This is a genomic window from Photorhabdus sp. RM71S (assembly GCF_042879355.1).
GTDB classification, from domain to species: domain Bacteria; phylum Pseudomonadota; class Gammaproteobacteria; order Enterobacterales; family Enterobacteriaceae; genus Photorhabdus; species Photorhabdus kayaii.
Genome location: NZ_JBHFKV010000070.1, coordinates 1 through 18,712, shown reverse-complemented (window position 1 = coordinate 18,712; position 18,712 = coordinate 1). Strand labels below are relative to the sequence as shown.

Here is an 18,712-nt window from a genome sequence, read left to right as displayed (position 1 = left end):
TTCTAAATTAGACATGCCTGAGGAGCTCCACGATTTTGTTTTCTTTGACAAAAACTTTGATCGTGCCTCAGGCACTTAGTTCCCTTCTTAAGCAAATCTCAGGTTAATTACCTTATACGTGATAGAGAGGGGCCATTAGATGGAAAAGAGAAACGTTCATCTGTAAGTCAAGTGATTCAAGGAACAGCTTCATTAATATTTAAGGAAGCCTTGATGTCGCTGGAAGCTTTGAAAGCTGTAGAATTATTATTGCCTATGCATGATGCTGTTTTGGTACAGGTGCCGTTAGATTTCGAGGATAAAGTTATAGCAGAATTGCTTGCAAATGTTATGTCTGACCATTTTGGACAAAAGATTGTAGGTAAAGCTTCTATCGACACTTTCTTTGAAGATTAGGTCATGGCATGACTTCTTATTACTACATGTCAGATGTAACATCAATATAATAATGTCACTTTCTACCAATTTAGAAATGTCACTTTTTACGGCATAAAGGATAAAACTTTTTTGCTGGAAGGCCCATTTTTAACCCATTATTGACATTCATAGTTAACATCTCTGTTTAGGTGACGAAATGCAGGGTGCTACACAACAAAGGGTGTTAATTTTTAATGAGGCCGCTGCCACAATTTGGGATCGCGTGGCGTTATGATTGCCACCCGAGACATAAGCGCCTGCATTGCACCGGCCATTAATAAGGTAACTTTCTCTCTACGATTAGTTTTTTGTCTGCACTTCCAGGCTTGTGCTTCTGCTTGCTGTACTTTAATGCCGATTTTACGATAGATACCATGAGCAGAAGCTATGACCCAGGCTGAACGCAAAGGTAAACCAGCAAGCCCTGTCAGAGCAGAGGTATAATAAGACTCCGCTTCCACAATCAATCGGGATGCCACCCGAGCTAGCGCAGGATGGTTTTCGGTATAAATAAGTGTGTCCGGCATTAGCCCTTCTTGGTAAAGCCATTCTAGCGGAAGGTAGCAACGCCCGGTCTTCGCGTCCTCAATAATATCCCGAGCAATGTTAGTTAACTGAAAAGCAATTCCTAGATCGCAGGCCCGATCCAGCACACTCGCCTCGCGAACCCCCATCACCTTTGCCATCATCAGCCCAACTACTCCCGCGACATGGTAACAATATCTCAGAGTGTCATCTAACGTTCTGCAAGGATCGCCGCGTACATCCATCGCGAATCCCTCCAGATGTTCGAAGGCCTGTTGCTGAGGGATTTCATTACTCAGAGCAACTATCTGAAAGGCTGCAAAAGCAGGTTCGGTCATCGGCAAGCCGTCATAAGCCTGCCTCGTCAAATATTGCAGCATTTGAAGTTTCTCGTGGGCGTCATACTTATCAACATTGCTTATTTGTCTCCCCAACTCTTGCCCGTCGATTATATCATCACAATAACGGCACCAGGCGTACAGCATCATTGTGTTGTGCTGTGTTGCCGTATCGAAAAGTCGGGTGACACTGGCAAAACTTTTTGAGCCTTGTTCCATTATCTGAGTAACGTGTTTAAGTAGCGCGGGATTCATCTGGCTATATTCTCTAACATCAATGTGGCTGTGGTTTTTGCTGATCCAATTACGCCGGGAATACCCGCTCCAGGATGCGTTCCTGCGCCGACAAGGTACAGATTATCAATACGGCTGTCCCGATTGTGTGGTCGGAACCAGGCGCTTTGTGTCAGCAACGGTTCAAAGGAGAAGGCCGAACCTAGATGGGCATTTAGCTGGTCACGAAAATCAAATGGGGTGAAGATACGATGAACGACTAACTGCTTGAGTAGACCGGGCATATAGTATTTTTCCAGATACGCAAAAATACGGTCACGCAGGCGTGGCCCCTCGATATCCCAGTTAAGATTAGCTGTCCCCAGGTGTGGTACAGGGGCCAGAACGTAGTAACTTGCGCACCCTGGGGGAGCAAGGGATGGGTCAGTAACACAGGGGGCATGGAGATAGAGCGAAAAATCCTCCGCCAGTCGGTCATGATAAAAAATATCTTCGATGAGTTCCTTATAGCGTGGACCAAAGCAAACGGTATGATGGGCTAATTGGGCATGGTGGTGGTTCAGACCAAAATAAAGCACGAACAGTGAGTTGCTCATTCGTTTACGTACCAGTGTTCGGGCGCGGGCCATTCCGACCGGATGCTGACCCAACAGATGTTTATAGGTATGAATAACATCGGCATTTGAGGCCACAACGTCACATGTCATATTTCGTCCATCAGTCAATTGTACGCCTGTGACCCGATTACCATGAGTGGTGAGGCGTTTTACTTTTGCATTAAGCTCAATTTTTCCACCAATGTCAGTAAACAATTTCACCATTGCCTCGACCAAGGCGCTGGTTCCTCCACGCGGAAACCAGACTCCCCATTCTCGTTCCAGTGTGTGGATCAAAGTATAGATAGAAGATACAGCAAAGGGGTTACCTCCTATCAGTAGCGAGTGAAATGAAAATGCCTGGCGCAGACTCTCATCCTTGATATAGTGTGCCACCTGGCGATAAACACTACGCCATGCGTGTAGACGTACCAACTGTGGAGCTGCACTCAGCATGTCGCGAAAAGAGAGGAAGGGCACTGTTCCAAGTTTCAGGTAGCCTTCATCAAAGGTCTTCCGAGAATAGTCCAGAAAGCGTCGATACCCGTTAACATCACCTGGATTGAACGTATGGATTTGTGTTTCCAGATGTTGCTGATCATTGTCGTAATCAAACATCTTGCCCGACTCCCAACAGAGCCGATAAAAAGGGCGTACGGGAAGTAAATCGACGTAATCAGCCATACGTTTACCAGCCTGTGTGAACAATTCTTCAATGACATTGGGAGCGGTGATTACGGTGGGGCCAGCATCAAAGGTGAACCCCTGTTCCTTATAAAAATAAGCGCGTCCACCTGGTTTATCCCGTTGTTCCAAAATACATGTCGGAATTCCCGCAGACTGGAGCCTTATTGCCAGCGCCAGCCCACCAAAACCAGCACCAATTACCAGCGCTTTAATCATGATAAAAACCCTGAAGCTTCTTGTGTTGTTTAAACATTGCCTTTAGGGCACCCTTTATCGGCACCGGCGGTTTACCTATGAGAATCCGGGCCTTATCGACGAAATTAAGTTGCTCTGCATAAAAACGTGCAATCAGATCTGGGGAAAGTTGATAAAAACGTTGCATCACTTTCCAACGTTGTTGTGGATCCCCAGCGAGGAAGAGCATGCGATTTAGAAGACGGAAAAAGCGCTGGTGTTGCCACTGCTGCCGTGCGTAATCCCTGAGGGTAATGAATAAGGAGGTATCGGTAAGCTCTGGCAGAGTAACAATACGATCTGCCAACCGAACAGCGTGTGGCAGAGAGTAGCCTGTTGTGGGGTGAAACAAAGCTGCACGTAATCCACTGGTGGGCTGGCCTGCTAGTTGTGCCCAGAAAGAGGTAAAATCCCCCGTAAGTGTAATCGGGAGACAACCACTCTCTTCTCGAACTAGTTTACCCAGTTTCCAACCATGCCTCTTCGCGTACTCTGCGATAGTTGCCTGTGACAAGGTCTTATCCGGTGGTTCCCGATCGACGTAATGAGTATCCTCTATCAGCAGACGAGTTGAGGAAAACGGTAGGACATAGATAAATCGATAACCTGTATTCTGTCCCACACTGGTATCCATTAAAATCGGGCGGGTTAAAGAGTGCGATTCTTCCAGTTCCCATTCCTGACCAAAAAATGCCTGGGTACCACTCCCCATAAATGGTCCTGGTCGCCAGCCTCTCCCATCAATGACTGCGCCTGCACTTAGAGCCGAACCGTCCTGTAAGTAAACCTTCTGTGGAGTTAGCTCCTTTACTAATAAACGAGTCTGTATACGCTCGCCCAAATATGCTTGGAGTATGTTTGCAAAGTGCTGGGACGTGACACTGAAATATGAATGTGGCAATGTGCGCTGAAATGCTGGAAAAATTACGTCGTAACCTGACCAGCGATAGGTGATCAGCGGTGCTATCCACCCATGTTCCGCCTCAGTAAGATCATGTTGATGAAATGACCACGTGTGATTGCCTCCTATTGTTTCTGTGTTTTCAATCATCAACACTCGGAGATGTGGTTTACACTGCTGGAGACGCATCGCGATCAGTCCGTTAGCCAATCCTCCCCCCACCAAAATCAGATCCCAGTCGTACATCATTTTGTTGATCCTCCGGCAATCACAAAGTTACTAACCTCATCAAGAGTCATATACATCACGGAAATTTGTGTTTGTTGAAAGAGATTAAAGATATGCAATCATAGCGGAAAAGCTCATGTTGGTAGCAGAACAGCTGTACGCAGCGCAGCAATATCAGTGCTTCCTGTGCAAAAGCAGGCGACTTTTATCTGCTCAATAATTAATTGGAAATGTTCTATAACTGCATCTGTGGAGAGGGCTGCACTATGTATGACGGCAGCGGCTTGGCCGACCAATTGTGCCCCCATGCAATAAGCTTTGGCAGCATCAACACCATTTCTGATACCACCAGAGGCGATCAGTGGCATATTTGGAAGTGCCTCGCGTATTTCACGCAGTGCTGTCGTGGTTGGGATCCCCCAGTCAGCAAATGCCATAGCCAATGCGCGGTGATACGGTGTGGATGCTCGTTCTGCTTCAATCGCTGCCCAACTGGTTCCTCCAGCTCCGGCTATATCCAGCATACTGACTCCAGCTTCTGCCAATTGGTGTGCGACAGGCAGCGATAAACCTGAACCTACTTCTTTAACAATTATGGGAACCCCAAGTTTTGTTACGAGTTGTTCAATAGCATATAGAATATGGCGCCAGTTACGATCTCCCCCCTGTTGCAGCGCCTCCTGTAGCGGATTCAGATGGATAATTAGAGCATCGGCTTCAATCATCTGTACTGCTCGCAGAGCATAATTAAACCCGTGTTCGCCACGAATTTGGGCTGCCCCTAAATTAGCGAAAAGGAGAATATCAGGAGCTATCTGACGTAGTGAGCGACTAAGCCCATCGTTTGCTTCATTTTCAAGAGCAACACGTTGCGACCCGACCCCCATTGAAATTCCCAATATTTGAGCTGCTTCTGCAAGATGGTGATTAATCGCATGAGCACGATGAACCCCTCCAGTCATCGAGCTTATGAGCAATGGTGCCTGCAAAATTTTTCCAAAGAGGGAACACTTAAGATCTATTCTGTCCAGATCCAATTCTGGCAGAGCACAATGCTGAAATCGCCACTCAGCAAACCCTGTTTTTACTTGGGTCTCAGTTTGAGGAGAATGGAATATAATATCCAGATGCTCATTTTTACGTTGAGTGTGATCGATCTTTTTCATTTTTTTGGCCAAGGTTGAAATTAATTAAACATCGCAATATTTTTATCAAACCAATATCGTATAAAATATCGTGAGGCTAAATTTCTGCGACACGCTACCGCCAAATATTTATCAATGTATCTGATGTGCCTGCGTAAATGCTCATGCACTTTAGATTTTCCGAGCAGTGTAACCATTGTTAACTTTTCCTTATCCTGAGACATATCTTTCCCTGTATTATTTAGATCATCGCTCAAGTCATCCAGTAATTGAAATGCCTGCCCCAAATGTTGTGATACATGACGTAATGCCTGACGAGTTATATCAGGTGCATTCACAGCAATTGCCGCTAACTGAAATGTTGCGTCGAAAAGCAAACCGGTTTTTAAATCGTTGGTGGCCGCAATGGTGTGATAATTACCTGTACATAATGTATTGTTCAGATCGCGAAACTGCCCCTGGACAAGACCGTTTAAACCAACTGCATGAGAAAGTATGGCGACAGAAGCAGATTTATCGTATTCAGAAAGATTTGTTTCTACAATGAGACCAAAAGCCCGGCTCAGCAAGGCTACAGCCGCCAGGATCGCTACACTTTCACCATACTGCCGATGAATAGCTGGGCGTCCGCGCCGATGCTCAGCATTATCCATACAGGGAAGATCGTCTAGAATTAATGAGGCTGCATGTACTATTTCAATTGCAGATGCCAGCTGTAGAAAGTCAGTCTTCCAGGGGTTTTCTCCAAGATCCAGGACTATGAGCAATAATAAGAGGGGGCGGATACGTTTTCCAGACACTAGTGTACTTTCTCGCATGGCTGCGCAGACTTTGTCATCCGGGGCTCCTGAAGGAAGTACCAGCTCTAGGTGCTGTTGTAGTGCACTCTGTAACTCCAGTAATGTCTCTTCGTAATTCATAACTCGTGCAGTACTAACGTTCATAAATATTTCCCGAATCACGTAAATAATTTCACTAAACTATTTGAAAAACAATGATAAGTTTATATTACTACTACAGGCTTTAGGCTTTAGGCTTCCAGCATAACTTCATTTATCCAGCAGTGATGCATTCCCATTGGAATATGGTGCGGCAAACGCAATCTGCACACCATTGAGAGATCATCAGCATTTAAAACCACGACATCTGTACAGTGCAATTTTTCGACATAAACCTTAAAAATAAGCCAACCATCATCTTCTTTAACAGAACCCTTTTTGGCTACAAAAACAGGTTCTTCAGGCAAATCATTATCAAAACTGTGGCTTATTACACTCTTGTCAAAAAAATCAAATTTAGTTATTGATTTCTCTTCACTTTCAGAATCCCCCCAGCAAACGAACCAGGCATATCTGTGCTTTCTACCACAAACTGTAGGGTTTATGGCTGGAAAATCAGTATTCCCCCTGAATAAAATTTCTTTATCGACATTCCCGGATGCAGTGCATAAAGTAAAACGACAAAGTTCTGAACTATTATTTTTAAATATATTCTGTGTAAATACTGGGAATGACCGCCAAAATGAGGCATCAAAAATCACATTCCCATCGGCATCTTCATAGCCATTTGTGAAATGAAAAATAAATCCAGGAGCTGCATCATAGAATTTCGCATCATGGCATTCTCTTGAAACTAAAAGAACCCTGCCATCTTCATTTTCACGTGAATTCATAGACGCAAGTATGCTTTCATTGCCAATTACGTTCCTCAACTTAAGATTTATATGCGGCCCACCTAAAAAAAATAAAAAGTAATTTTTTGTCACTATGAAGTCGTGAATTAAGTACCTTTTCTTAAGCGGAATGTTGCATATAACAGTCATGTCACCGGTATTGTCTATTTTGTATAGCGTCAACTTAGATCCAATACTATATGTCACACCAAATCCATATAAATTATCATCATCTGGTATTTTTTTAGGATGTGCTGTAAATGGTACTTCACGAAGGTTAAGTTTGGGAAGGAAAGAGAATCGTGCTCTTAGCTTTCCAGAAAAATCATATTTTGAAATTGTCTCAAGGGTTACCGGATTAATTAAATGTGGCATCCCTCCTTCCCACAACGCCAGAAGTTTATGAGAATGATACACAATATTTGTATTTGCCGGATTTTTAATAATAAAAAATCTCATCCTGAGTTTTAGTTTTTTGGGGACGGTTCCAACTGAGCGATACAGTAATCTTTGAGCTTCTTCTTCTCTTAAGTATTCCTTTGTTAACACATGTCTGTTTCTATAGAATACCCCATTATCACTGAACGTTACTTTAAATATCATCCCATCCCCATCAAATGGATGATTATAATATTCGTTTCCCCTGTGCAGGCGACCGGGACCAATTCTAAAGAAAGTACCTTTTAACTTTGAAGGAACTTCTCCTTCAATAGGAACTAATTTTGAATCAAGTTCCTCTAACTGGGATTGAAAGGGATTTAGATGGTTTTTCGAGAATACAAAATCGCTCAAGCCTTCACCTCTATATTTCCAACTGAATAATAGGTAATGATTTAATACAGAAGCTCTACAAGAAGATACAATAATACTAAAATAGCAGTACTGTGCTGAAGGTGAACAGAACTATTTTTTTTCAAATGGATTTTTATAACTGAAATCACAAAAAAGAATTCTGCCACTAACTCATATACAGGATCTTAAGCAGTAACCGTATATTTTAGATAGCAAAAAGGCTTCATTTATGATCTGATAATCGTCGCCAAACTCATATCAAAATCAAGGATGAAACCTGTGACAATTATCGCTATAAAACATCAGTTAATGCAATTCTTTAGTGACGTTTCTTTGCAAAAAATTGCCTTCCAGTGTGGGTTTATTCAGCGCGTGAGAAATATCGAGCCTCGCGTGTTGATCCTCAGCCTTATTGCCGCGCTTAGCACGGGTAACGTGACGTCGATTGCCCAATTACATCAAAAATTTAATGGCCTGTGCCCCGATAAAAAACAACAGGTCAGTTATCGCCCTTTTTATAATCAACTCTGTAAAGCCGCCTTCATCGAATTTGTCAAAATATTGGTGAGATTTGCCATGGCACAATGGGTAGAAAAGCCTGTCGCTGTGCCCAAAAAACTGACAAAATTTCAAAATGTTATTTTACAGGATGGCAGTTCATTCAAAGTTCATCCGGCACTGGCTGACGTTTTCCCTTGTCGGTTCAAGACCACTGCCGCTGCCGTGGAATGTCATCTGACGCTGTCCCTGTTCACCCAGTCTCCGGTCAAGGTGTTGGATCTGATTTGTCGGCGTAATGGCTATGAGTTTCGCCTTATTCGTCGGTGGTTTGCCGAAGAAAAACGCTTCTGCGTGTGGCTGACTAATTTGCCTGTGGAAGAGTTTACAGCCAGTGACATCATGGATATTTATCGTTGCCGCTGGCAAATAGAACTGTTGTTCAAAGAACTCAAATCGCATACCAATTGGCGCGGGTTTACCACACGGAAAGAAACGTTAGCCACGGGGCTTATATCTGGCTCAGCTTACTGGCTTTGTTGCTCAGGCGCTTGCTGGCAAGACGATTATTCCCTGCGGTCTCATTGCTTAAAGCAGCCCAAAATACAGAGAGCTGGCTTAGGCCAATAATAGAAAACCGGCTCCAAAGGGCGTGGGCGGAAACGTGTTTTTGGCTGGAAAAGGCGCAAATATATTTATGCCAAAACGCGTTCAAAACACCACAGAGAAAATCGTGTAAAGACAAGACATTAGATGCATGCTTTGAAAGGCTTAATTCTTAAGATCCTGTATATGTATTACGAGACATCAATCAAGCCAAGATCATTGCTTAATGTCGTACCACTGATATCGTAGCTGGCAAGCACTTGGCTTCCTTTTTTGTATAAAAAAGCTTTATGGGCTTCATTATCATTTCCCCATACTACAAACACATGCATAAAAACTGTTGATCCATCAGGAACCCCAAGATCGCCCGGATCAACAGTATCTGTTAATCCAAGAGTAATATCATTACCTTGCTTACTTAAATGTTTTTCACCGTCGCCATCCATATAACTAAATTGGATTCTAGCAACAAATCCGCCTGAATTTTTAAGACTCATCTTGCCAATTTCTTGCAATGTCATCACAGTCTCCTTTTGAGAAAAAACTAATAACATTTAGTTATTCAACTATATAAGTCATCTAAGGTGTGTTAAATAAAAATAAATCTTAACGAGTAAAATAAATAACACATTAAAATTGCTATAAAAATAATTATCATATGTATTCTATGAAAAAGCAAAAATTATCTTGATAAGTACCAATAATAAATAATTTCTTTTCGTTAGATATTTAATCTGGTTACTATTTTCTTTATAATACAATGAGATATTTGTTTTATATAATAACGGCTTTATTGTTTTAATTAGTAATAATTCAATTTATCATATTCGATGGTTTATCATAGTAATTTCGATATAATTACACTGTGAGTAAACAATTTCGTATTGATTTAATAATTCATTAAATTTTTTGGTATCCTGATTTTTCCTCAATCGATTATCTAATTAGTTTATGATAATAATTTATCTCTTAATACTTAATTAAAATCTGTACATTTGAATAATAAGTGCAAATGACTTTATCTAAAATTATAAGATAATTTTTTAATTTAAAAATAATTCATTAGGTGTTTTGTATTCCAATATCTAGCATGGGCGATTATTCAGTTTTTCATAACGAACCTTATTTTCCATTTTGTTACCGATGAAAAGTCTGTTTCCTAAATATCTTCTGCCCTTTTAAGCTGTTCAAGTAACTCTTCATAAAGTTGTTGCAGGGGGGATGGGATGCCGCTGGAGAACTCACTTCAAACCAGCGGCCTACTCTACAGGATTGACCCAAGGTAAATATGGTAAAAAATTTCTTAATGCCCCTAGTGTGGAACTTTTTGTCTGAACTCGTATTAAATTGACTAAATAATCACTGGCATATTGGTTTTTGGGCACCCTTTATTGTAAAAATATTAATGGACTCGTATCTAATTTATTGATTATCAGAACAAGTTCCCTTCAATACCTTGGCATGATATGCGATATGTTCGCCGATAAAACTGGTGACAAAATAGTAACTATGATCATAACCAGTGCGTAGGTTCAGTGTGTAGGAATGCCCAGTGTCTTCGCATACATCTTTTAGCAGTTCAGGACATAGCTGTTCTTCAAGAAACGGATCATCGGTGCCGATGTCAATTAACATATGCAATGGCTCGGCGTTATTAGCCAACAGCTCGACTGTATCATAGGCTTTCCATATGTCACGATCTTCACCCAGATAAGCGCGAAAAGCTTTTTCTCCCCAAGGAACTTGAAAAGGAGCAATAATCGGTGAAAAGGCCGATACGCTGTGGTAACGATCTGGATTGCGTAGCGCGATCATCAGTGCGCCATGACCGCCCATAGAGTGACCACTAATGGCCCGAGCGGCTGTTACCGGGAAGTGTGTTTCGATCAGTACTGGTAGCTCTGACACCACATAATCATACATGCGATAGTGCGGTGCCCAAGGTTCTTGTGTTGCGTTGAGGTAAAAACCGGCGCCCTGACCTAAATCATAAGCGTCATCATCTGCAACTTTCTCACCACGAGGGCTGGTATCTGGGGCGACAAGGATAATACCCTGTTCGGCAGCGTAGCGTTGAGCTCCCGCTTTAGTGATGAAATTCTGCTCATTACATGTTAGGCCTGAGAGCCAATACAGCACCGGTAATTTCTGATGTTCAGCCTGAGGAGGAAGGTAGACTGCAAAATTCATGGTGCAGCCAAGTACGGCCGATTCATGCTGATAAACATCTTGCCATCCCCCAAAACAAGCGTGGCGTTCAATTCTCTCCATTCTTTTTCCTCTCTGTAAAACATACAGGTTCACTCATTTCACGGTGAACTTGGGGCTATCGTTTCCTGTTTTATTAAAAACCGCCTATTACAGCACGGTTTTTAACTCCCTCAGAACAGCTTAGTAATGGATGACTGTGCGAATCGATTTGCCCTTATGCATCAGTTCGAATGCTTCATTAATGTGTTCGAGCGGCAAGGTGTGAGTCACAAAAGGCTTTAATTCAATTTCACCTTTCATTGCCTCTTCCACCATTTTAGGCAACTGACTGCGGCCTTTAACACCGCCAAAGGCGGTGCCTCGCCACGAACGACCAGTGACCAGTTGGAATGGTCGGGTTGATATTTCCTGTCCCGCACCAGCTACACCAATAATCACTGATTGCCCCCAGCCACGGTGTGCGCTTTCGAGCGCGGCACGCATCACATTGACATTACCAATACACTCAAAGGTATGATCCACTCCCCATTCAGTCATCTCGATAATGACTTGCTGAATAGGTTTGTCATAATCATTTGGGTTCAGGCAGTCGGTTGCACCGAACTGTCTTGCCAGCGCAAATTTTACCGGATTTGTATCGATGGCAATGATCCTGCCAGCTTTTGCCTGACGAGCGCCTTGGATTACGGCAAGGCCAATGCCGCCGAGCCCAAAGACGGCGACAGAGTCACCAGATTGTACTTTAGCGGTATTGTGCACTGCACCGATGCCAGTAGTGACACCGCAGCCCAGTAGGCACACTTCTTCATGATTTGCTTCCGGGTGGATTTTTGCCAGTGATACTTCGGCTACCACTGTGTATTCGCTGAATGTGGAGCACCCCATATAATGATAAATAGGCTGCCCTTTGTAGGAAAAACGGGTTGTGCCATCCGGCATTACGCCTTTTCCTTGAGTTGCCCGCACAGCTACACACAGGTTGGTTTTTCCTGATTGGCAGAACAGGCACTCTCCGCATTCTGCGGTATAAAGGGGGATAACGTGGTCACCGGGTTTGACGCTGGTGACGCCTTCACCAACCTCAACGACTACGCCGGCGCCTTCATGTCCGAGTATGACAGGAAAAACACCCTCTGGATCATTCCCTGACAGGGTGAAGGCATCCGTATGACACACGCCGGTATGACTGATTTTGACCAATACTTCACCGGCTTGGGGCGGGGCTACATCGATTTCAATAATTTCAAGGGGGTGGCCTGGTCCGAATGCAACAGCAGCTCTTGATTTCATAAGCTCTCCTTTTGAATAGACAGTGCTACGCGTTTGCGAATACAGATTAATAAAGTCAATCGAGTTGTCAGCGAAGATATCTTTGTAATAATTTGTTAAGAAAATGACTTCGCATCTGTAGGAATGATACAAAAATTTTAACATTAATACGTGTTTTTAAGATAACTTATCCATCAGGAACACCAAGATCACTTGGGTCAGCAGTTTTTGTTGCTCCAAGATTAATATCATTACTTTTATTACTTAAATGCTTTTCACCGTCGCCATCCATATAACTAAATTGGATTCTAGCAATAAATCCACCTGAGTTTTTAAGACTCATCTTTCCAACTTCTTGTAATGTCATAATAGTCTCCTTTTGGGATTTTGAGAAAGATACTAATAACACTTGGATTCACATAATAAGTGCAACATCGTTAGTCGGGAAGTAAACATGTTCGTATTCCCTTAAATAATTCATTCGGTGTTTTCCCACCCCGTGTTTTCCGGGGACGATGATTTAATCGGTTTGCCACAAAATTTATTTCCTTAGCTGAGACTTTATTAAAATCGATTCCCTTTGGAAAGTATTGTCTGATTAGCTAATTTATATTTTCATTTACCTCTCTATTTCAAGAGGTATTAGAAAAGTAAGTTTCTGTTTCAGTCTGTTGCTTATAGGCCGAGTATATTTTCCTTTGGGGAGAAAGATGTTTACTATAGCAACTGATTACCCTTCCTGAGAAATGCACTTATTAGACTAATCCAGCATAGACAAATATCATAGTTCGAATATGGAATGGATATTGACCGAAATCCTAAAATCGGGGTTGACAGGTACTTGGGAGGTTAATAAAAGCATATTTCCACTGGGCTAGAATGAAAAACACTATTTTGCCGAGGTGTTACGTGCACAACGGGTAAAGTCGGTCATGTTAGCGGAGTAGGTAGGATTTGGATTTATTTATCAGTCTGTCAGAAAAATTAAGTTGGACTGATCTGCAAGCTGAACACTGATTAGTTGATAATGATGTGCTCCGTAAGGGCTGTAAAGTAATACAATAGTTATTAACCAATCGGAAGTTTAATTTATTATTTTTACCGACCATATTCACCTATAGCATACAGAAAACCAGAATACTTATAGTTTATATTTAGATGAAAGAGCTACTCTCAATAGCCAATGTCACTATATAACAATTGTTGCAAAAGTAAAACAATTTATGGCCGATGTTTCACCTTTCTCTAGAAGCCAGCTCAGTAAAACAAGAGTGTGGCGATAATATGTAAAACTGTTTGAGCTGAGTGACTCTCCTATAATTGAAAATATTTTTTGTTTTCATATAGAGGCTGTCTTAGATAACGAACTTGTTCTAGGGGAGTTGACATAGGAAGCAGAATATGGATATATGATCTTCAATATGTTGATGGAAAATAATTGGGCACAAGAGATTGTGGTTGAGGTAGGATAAGCCAGTACTTAAAGAATTGTTGGTGTGTATTTGCCTCCAACTATATTTATAGCTATTTTCGTTTTGTTGCTGATAGCGGCTGTGACCTCAATAATCTGAGATGAATGAGGATAAAATATGATGAATGAAATATTGGACTCTTATAATGCAATTATAAAGTATACATTTGAGCGAGCTATCCTACTTGCGGAACAGTCTCCATTTAATCGCGAGTATGGTCGAAGAGAAATTGCAGGATTATGTCCTCTACAGGGGCCAACAGGTGGAGGAAAGAGTAGTTCTTTATTTCGAAAGTCCAAAGAAGATGGAATACCACCGGGGTTGGAAATTATCCAGGGAGAGGGTTATCAGGCTATATTGGTAACACACCGGTGGAATATTCTACATGATATTTATCATAATGCTGTCTCTAGTACAGATACAAACGGTAATCCGTTTAAGGTTAGCGTACTGTACGCACAGGATGAAAATATTGTCAGCGCAGTAATAAGACAGCCACTTCCACATGAACAAGGTTTGACAGATTGTAATCTACCTGATCCATTCTTATCACTGGATGAGCTTGCACAAAAAAAGATTATTGGTGAGTTTAGTATCAAGCTTCGTATTGAACAAGAATGCCGAAATGTTATTAATCTTGTGCGTAGTCTCAAATACCGAGGCAAAGATACTTCTGTTGTTAGAAAGTTTCGTCAGTATGAAGAGAGGGAATTGAAAAAGGTTTGTTCATCGATTGAACGCTATTTGTTGCGAGTTATGACTTGTTTGGAGAAAGCGGTAAAAAAGCTTAAGAAAGAGTATGGTGATGAGCATAAGTTAACTTATCAAGCCATAGAGAAACTGACTCTGTTTCGAGGTCATCCTTGGATAAGGAGGGTCTTTCCTGCTATTGCCTGGCATGATGAAAAACAACATTTACTCATTATGACCACGCAGAAAATGTTCTCCTCGTTTTATGACGGTAAAAGGAAAGTTCGTATGTCCAGCGTTGAGCTGTCAGGACATGTTATTTTTATTGACGAATTTGATTACCAGGCTGATATTTTGCAGATGTTGCTCGCTCAGGCTCAACTAGTCCAAGAACCTCCTGAATGTTTAGGACAACTGCTCGAAGGGGGACGACGCTTACTTTCAAGAATGTGCTATGTATTGACTCCTCCTGTTCCAGAATTGAATCGTGAATTACAGGCTTTTCTTGATGACCTTGAAAAAGAACTTCATGATAAAAACATTGATTTGAATCATTCACGTTCCTTAGTTATTCCCCTTCAGCAATATAAACAAGGACATCCATTTGGACAACAATATTTGTTTCGTTCGGATCATCTTGTCACTAGTAAGCCATTATCGATCAGTAAAGCAGAACATGGCTATGAAGTTTCTTTAATAGGGAGTAGCGATGATTATGAAGTTAATATCGGTGATTTCTTAAGGTTGATGGAGCAATATATTCGGAGATTTACTTTATTACTCTCTCAATTCTCGAGTGATGAATCCGAGGCTAGAGAATACCTCATTCGATTGAATCGATTGTTGTTTGATCCCGTCAATGATTATCGTCCTTCTTATTACAGCTCCGCGTTACCAAATTTATCTTTGTTCGCACTACCAAGAACAAGTTTGATTGAGTTAGATTGGTTGAGAGAAAGCAATCTTCTACCTAATTCACATGCTAATATTTATGGTCTTACCAATTGGTTACTCAAGCCAAATGAGGCTGAGGCTGATCTAGACCCACTTCGGATACAGATAAGACGGGCATTTATGCCAACAACTCCAGAAGGTTTATTGGTTTCATTAGCAAGCAGAAATCTGGTGTTTGCCATGTCTGCTACCTCGTATATTGAGCGTGCATTGGGGCATTTTGATCTCAGGTGGATTCAGTCTGCTCTCAGATATGTTGCAGAGTCGAGGAACCCTGAGATTAAGGTGAGTTTCTTGGGTAACACTTTTGAGAATCGTCCAGAAGCATGGTTTAAGAAGCCGATACCTTATGTACAAACAGAGGAGGATAGAAGGCTTCAACAAAATATGATTAATGAATTGATCAAACGTAAGGCAGACGTCAGAAAAACGGATCTGTCTGTTGTTGTACACAATTTTGATGCTCTATCTGGGCAATCTGAATTTGATGAGTTCCAGTCACATTTGTTTCCAGAGTTTTTTCAACAACCTGAAGATAATATATCTGAGTTTACTTATAAGTATCGTTTGTCAATTTTGTTAAAGTTATTGGAAATTATCCGCCAGGCTGCCTCAAATCTAACACATAGAGGGCATCTTGCTTTTGTTAACTCAACTCGTTATTTAAAGAAATGGCTCTTGGATGAGCAAGCAAGTTCGAGCCGTGATGCTTTATCTTGGTTTGAATCAGATTATGATTTTTATCCCCAGTTACCTGAACAGCATGCATTGAACGGGTTTTCTGAGATTTTTGTCCCTATACGGGCTTTAAATCAGGAGATACTTATTTGTTTGCTGACCGCTGAAAGCCAAAAACAGAATGGTTTTGAGAAAGCATATCATGCAGCTTTTGATACTGGACGTATTGTTATTGTTTTAACTCAAATCGCATCAGCAACGAATGGGATCAACTTAAATTACTTCTTGCCTGAGAGCGGTAAGCCTATGGATTTAACTTGCCTTTATTTACTCGAAAGTAGGCATTTTTACTTTTCCAAATTCGAGTCAGCTGATGAAGAGTTAGATGAAATGTCGCATGCAGGTTTCCAACTTAGAAATCTAGAAAAACTACTTCGAATAGGAGAATTATCAAGAAAGAAACATCGATCTTTTATTATGCCATTGATGATAAATTCAAATATTGACATTTCGCGTTTGAATTCACTGTATAAGTTTACGGAAGATTACATAAAGAATACGGCCGCTGATATTCAACAGCAAGTAGGACGAGTTGAACGGGCCTGGACAGAAGTTCCAAATATTGAGATTCATCTTAGTGACTCAATCGCTCATGATTTGCAGCGATTTGCTTCTTTGCCAATATATGGTCAATACCGAAATCAAATATCGGACTTGAATAGGCAACTATTTGACTTTTTGCTCAATCGATTTGATAAGCAAAAAGCAAGTTTATTAAGTGTAATGATGTCGAAACACCAAACCGGTGAGCAAGCGGTTGAGGTTATTGATAATCAATTGGTTCCGGCTCTTAGAGCTGCAAGGAGTAGTGACATGGACGGCGAAATGGTTGAGAAAGTGTGGCACGAACTGGGGAGAGCCGTATTGCAGTATGATTTTTCTTGGAAACCCAAAGTATCTGTATTCGGAATTGAAAGTGAGCTTAAGCATTGGGCATGTTTTGAAAGACCCATTGATAGCTATAGAACAGGAGAAGTTTGGTATGACCCTGGTACTTGGCAATTTTTTGCGGAAAGACGGGAAGGTTTGAAATTATATAACCTTCAGCGCTTGTATCACCCCATTCAAACTCAGCCAGCAATTCTCAATTGGTTCAACAGAAAAGGGTTTAGAACATCTGTGTTTCCTTATGCAAGCGAACTAGAGCAACAATATGCATTTCACCCTTTAGTTGTTCAGCGCATTTTACAAGGTCGTTTGGGAGAGGAGGCGATAAGAGCTTTACTCGATGCTGAAAGTATTCGTACCAGACAATGTATGACCGATACTCGTCTACTAGAGCTTTATGATTTTAATGTTATTGGTACTAGATATCGAGTTGATGCTAAGTATTGGGGAACTGAAAGCTTGGATAATGCTGATGATACTTTTATTTACTGGGTTGAAACTGGAATGCCTGAAGATAAAGTGCCGATGGGATTGAAGCACAAACTATTAAATATACGCGAAATTGAAGGAAGCCAAGTAAGGCTTATTATTGCCAATTTTATAACGTCACGTGGTGATGCGTCTTTGACTGGCTTCGGTGTGGACTTTCAGACCTTGCCTATTGAAAAAGCGGATATTCTCTTTTTAAGTGGCTGTATTAGCTCTGAAAATAATCAGTTTACGTCAGGGTTTAAATGGCTAATTAGAATGATCAAGAATGAACTAATGGGGTAGGATAATGACTGAACTGAAGAAGGAAGTTATAAGAAGCTTGCCATTATCTCATCTCATATATAGAGATGACGAAGTTGATAGTGATAAGGCGAATAAGCTCGTTGTTTATCATTATCCACTGAGTAAGAGCTATTGTTGGAAAGAGTGGGAATCGAGAATCAATGATGAGCTGGATAGTCGGTATTTTTCATATCTAATGAAGAGTTACAAAGATCAATTTGGCCTTTTTATCTCCCTTAATAGTGAGTCGGATATACCACCGAAAATAACCAACTCAGATAGTGTTCAGATAAATCCGGTACGTATTTATTATTCGCAAAGTCTTAATCCTGTCTGGGTTCGACTAATAATGCGTAAAATTGCCGCTTTTGGTACGCACTGTCGTGGTTCATATAGTTTAGGAAGACCTTTACTTAAAACTGATACATGGAAAACTAAAACGAGCTCTGGTATCAATGCTATTGGAATTGATTGCCGAACGCAGCAATTGCAGGATGGCGTAACGACTGAAATTGTACTTTTTCATGAGAATGTACCATTAAGACCGTTAAAAGGAGATGAGAATCCGGAGCAAATAAAGACTTCGCTATGGGTTTATGATAAATGTAATGTATTAGTGCGATGGTATCCTTTTAAGGAAAGAAAGCTGCCGGGTGTTGCATTCAAAGAAGTCAGAAAGCAAAAGAATAAACGAAAACAACGCGCATTTATTGACGTCTCCTCACCTAAAGAGTCAGGGCGGGATTCCACTTTGTATTTAATTTAATCAAAGATAAGTTGACTACGGAATTCCTCTGACCAAATGGCTCTTCGACGTTTAGCCGCCTGACTGTCTTTTATACT

General features: G+C 41.3%; 13 protein-coding genes and 2 pseudogenes. 4 read left to right on the top strand and 11 right to left on the bottom strand.

What is annotated here, in order from left to right; translation table 11 throughout:
* The first annotated feature begins 213 nt into the window (after positions 1–213).
* On the top strand, positions 214–396 hold the full coding sequence (locus tag ACGF5R_RS21990) for a hypothetical protein (RefSeq protein WP_387692733.1): 183 nt from the start codon (positions 214–216) through the stop codon (positions 394–396).
* 212 nt (positions 397–608) lie between these two features.
* On the opposite strand, the gene crtB is transcribed toward ACGF5R_RS21990, so the two are convergent.
* The 6 genes from crtB to ACGF5R_RS21960 all read right to left on the bottom strand — a co-directional run bounded on the left by crtB (position 609) and on the right by ACGF5R_RS21960 (position 7,769).
* Positions 609–1,535, bottom strand: a complete 927-nt coding sequence (gene crtB / locus ACGF5R_RS21985) for a 15-cis-phytoene synthase CrtB (protein ID WP_387692731.1) — start codon at positions 1,533–1,535, stop codon at positions 609–611.
* Complete coding sequence (locus ACGF5R_RS21980) at positions 1,532–3,013, bottom strand: phytoene desaturase (protein ID WP_387692729.1); 1,482 nt, start codon at positions 3,011–3,013, stop codon at positions 1,532–1,534. Before ACGF5R_RS21980 ends, crtB begins: the two co-directional genes overlap by 4 nt.
* The gene (gene crtY / locus ACGF5R_RS21975; protein ID WP_387692727.1) at positions 3,006–4,181 is read right to left on the bottom strand and encodes a lycopene beta-cyclase CrtY; all 1,176 of its coding nucleotides are present in this window, start codon (positions 4,179–4,181) and stop codon (positions 3,006–3,008) included. The genes ACGF5R_RS21980 and crtY overlap by 8 nt, the downstream gene beginning before the upstream one ends.
* Before the next feature lie 113 nt (positions 4,182–4,294).
* Positions 4,295–5,326: a type 2 isopentenyl-diphosphate Delta-isomerase gene (gene fni / locus ACGF5R_RS21970; RefSeq protein ID WP_112877447.1), complete on the bottom strand. Its 1,032-nt coding sequence runs from the start codon at positions 5,324–5,326 to the stop codon at positions 4,295–4,297.
* Between the two features lie 20 nt (positions 5,327–5,346).
* Complete coding sequence (locus ACGF5R_RS21965; protein WP_112877449.1) at positions 5,347–6,249, bottom strand: polyprenyl synthetase family protein; 903 nt, start codon at positions 6,247–6,249, stop codon at positions 5,347–5,349.
* 86 nt (positions 6,250–6,335) lie between these two features.
* Positions 6,336–7,769: a carotenoid oxygenase family protein gene (locus ACGF5R_RS21960; protein WP_387692725.1), complete on the bottom strand. Its 1,434-nt coding sequence runs from the start codon at positions 7,767–7,769 to the stop codon at positions 6,336–6,338.
* A 279-nt stretch (positions 7,770–8,048) separates the two neighbouring features.
* On the opposite strand from ACGF5R_RS21960, the pseudogene ACGF5R_RS21955 reads away from it, so the two are divergent.
* Positions 8,049–9,049: pseudogene (locus ACGF5R_RS21955) on the top strand (transposase).
* A 15-nt stretch (positions 9,050–9,064) separates the two neighbouring features.
* On the opposite strand, the gene ACGF5R_RS21950 reads toward ACGF5R_RS21955, so the two are convergent.
* From ACGF5R_RS21950 to ACGF5R_RS21930, 5 genes and pseudogenes are all read right to left on the bottom strand, one after another.
* Positions 9,065–9,394, bottom strand: a complete 330-nt coding sequence (locus ACGF5R_RS21950; protein WP_387692723.1) for a hypothetical protein — start codon at positions 9,392–9,394, stop codon at positions 9,065–9,067.
* A gap of 901 nt (positions 9,395–10,295) precedes the next feature.
* On the bottom strand, positions 10,296–11,144 hold the full coding sequence (gene fghA, locus ACGF5R_RS21945) for an S-formylglutathione hydrolase (protein WP_387692721.1): 849 nt from the start codon (positions 11,142–11,144) through the stop codon (positions 10,296–10,298).
* Between the two features lie 120 nt (positions 11,145–11,264).
* Positions 11,265–12,374, bottom strand: coding sequence for an S-(hydroxymethyl)glutathione dehydrogenase/class III alcohol dehydrogenase (locus ACGF5R_RS21940; RefSeq protein WP_387692719.1), 1,110 nt, complete (start codon positions 12,372–12,374; stop codon positions 11,265–11,267).
* A 166-nt stretch (positions 12,375–12,540) separates the two neighbouring features.
* Positions 12,541–12,720 (bottom strand): hypothetical protein, encoded by a 180-nt coding sequence (locus tag ACGF5R_RS21935; protein ID WP_262980653.1) that lies wholly within the window; start codon positions 12,718–12,720, stop codon positions 12,541–12,543.
* A gap of 70 nt (positions 12,721–12,790) precedes the next feature.
* Positions 12,791–12,982: pseudogene (locus ACGF5R_RS21930) on the bottom strand (IS30 family transposase); the annotation flags it as partial.
* Between the two features lie 960 nt (positions 12,983–13,942).
* Between ACGF5R_RS21930 and ACGF5R_RS21925 the strand changes: the two are divergent.
* The gene (locus tag ACGF5R_RS21925) at positions 13,943–17,869 is read left to right on the top strand and encodes a hypothetical protein (protein WP_387692717.1); all 3,927 of its coding nucleotides are present in this window, start codon (positions 13,943–13,945) and stop codon (positions 17,867–17,869) included.
* A 4-nt stretch (positions 17,870–17,873) separates the two neighbouring features.
* Entirely contained in the window at positions 17,874–18,635 is a 762-nt protein-coding gene (locus ACGF5R_RS21920) for a hypothetical protein (RefSeq protein WP_387692715.1), read from the top strand.
* The last annotated feature ends 77 nt before the right edge of the window (positions 18,636–18,712 follow it).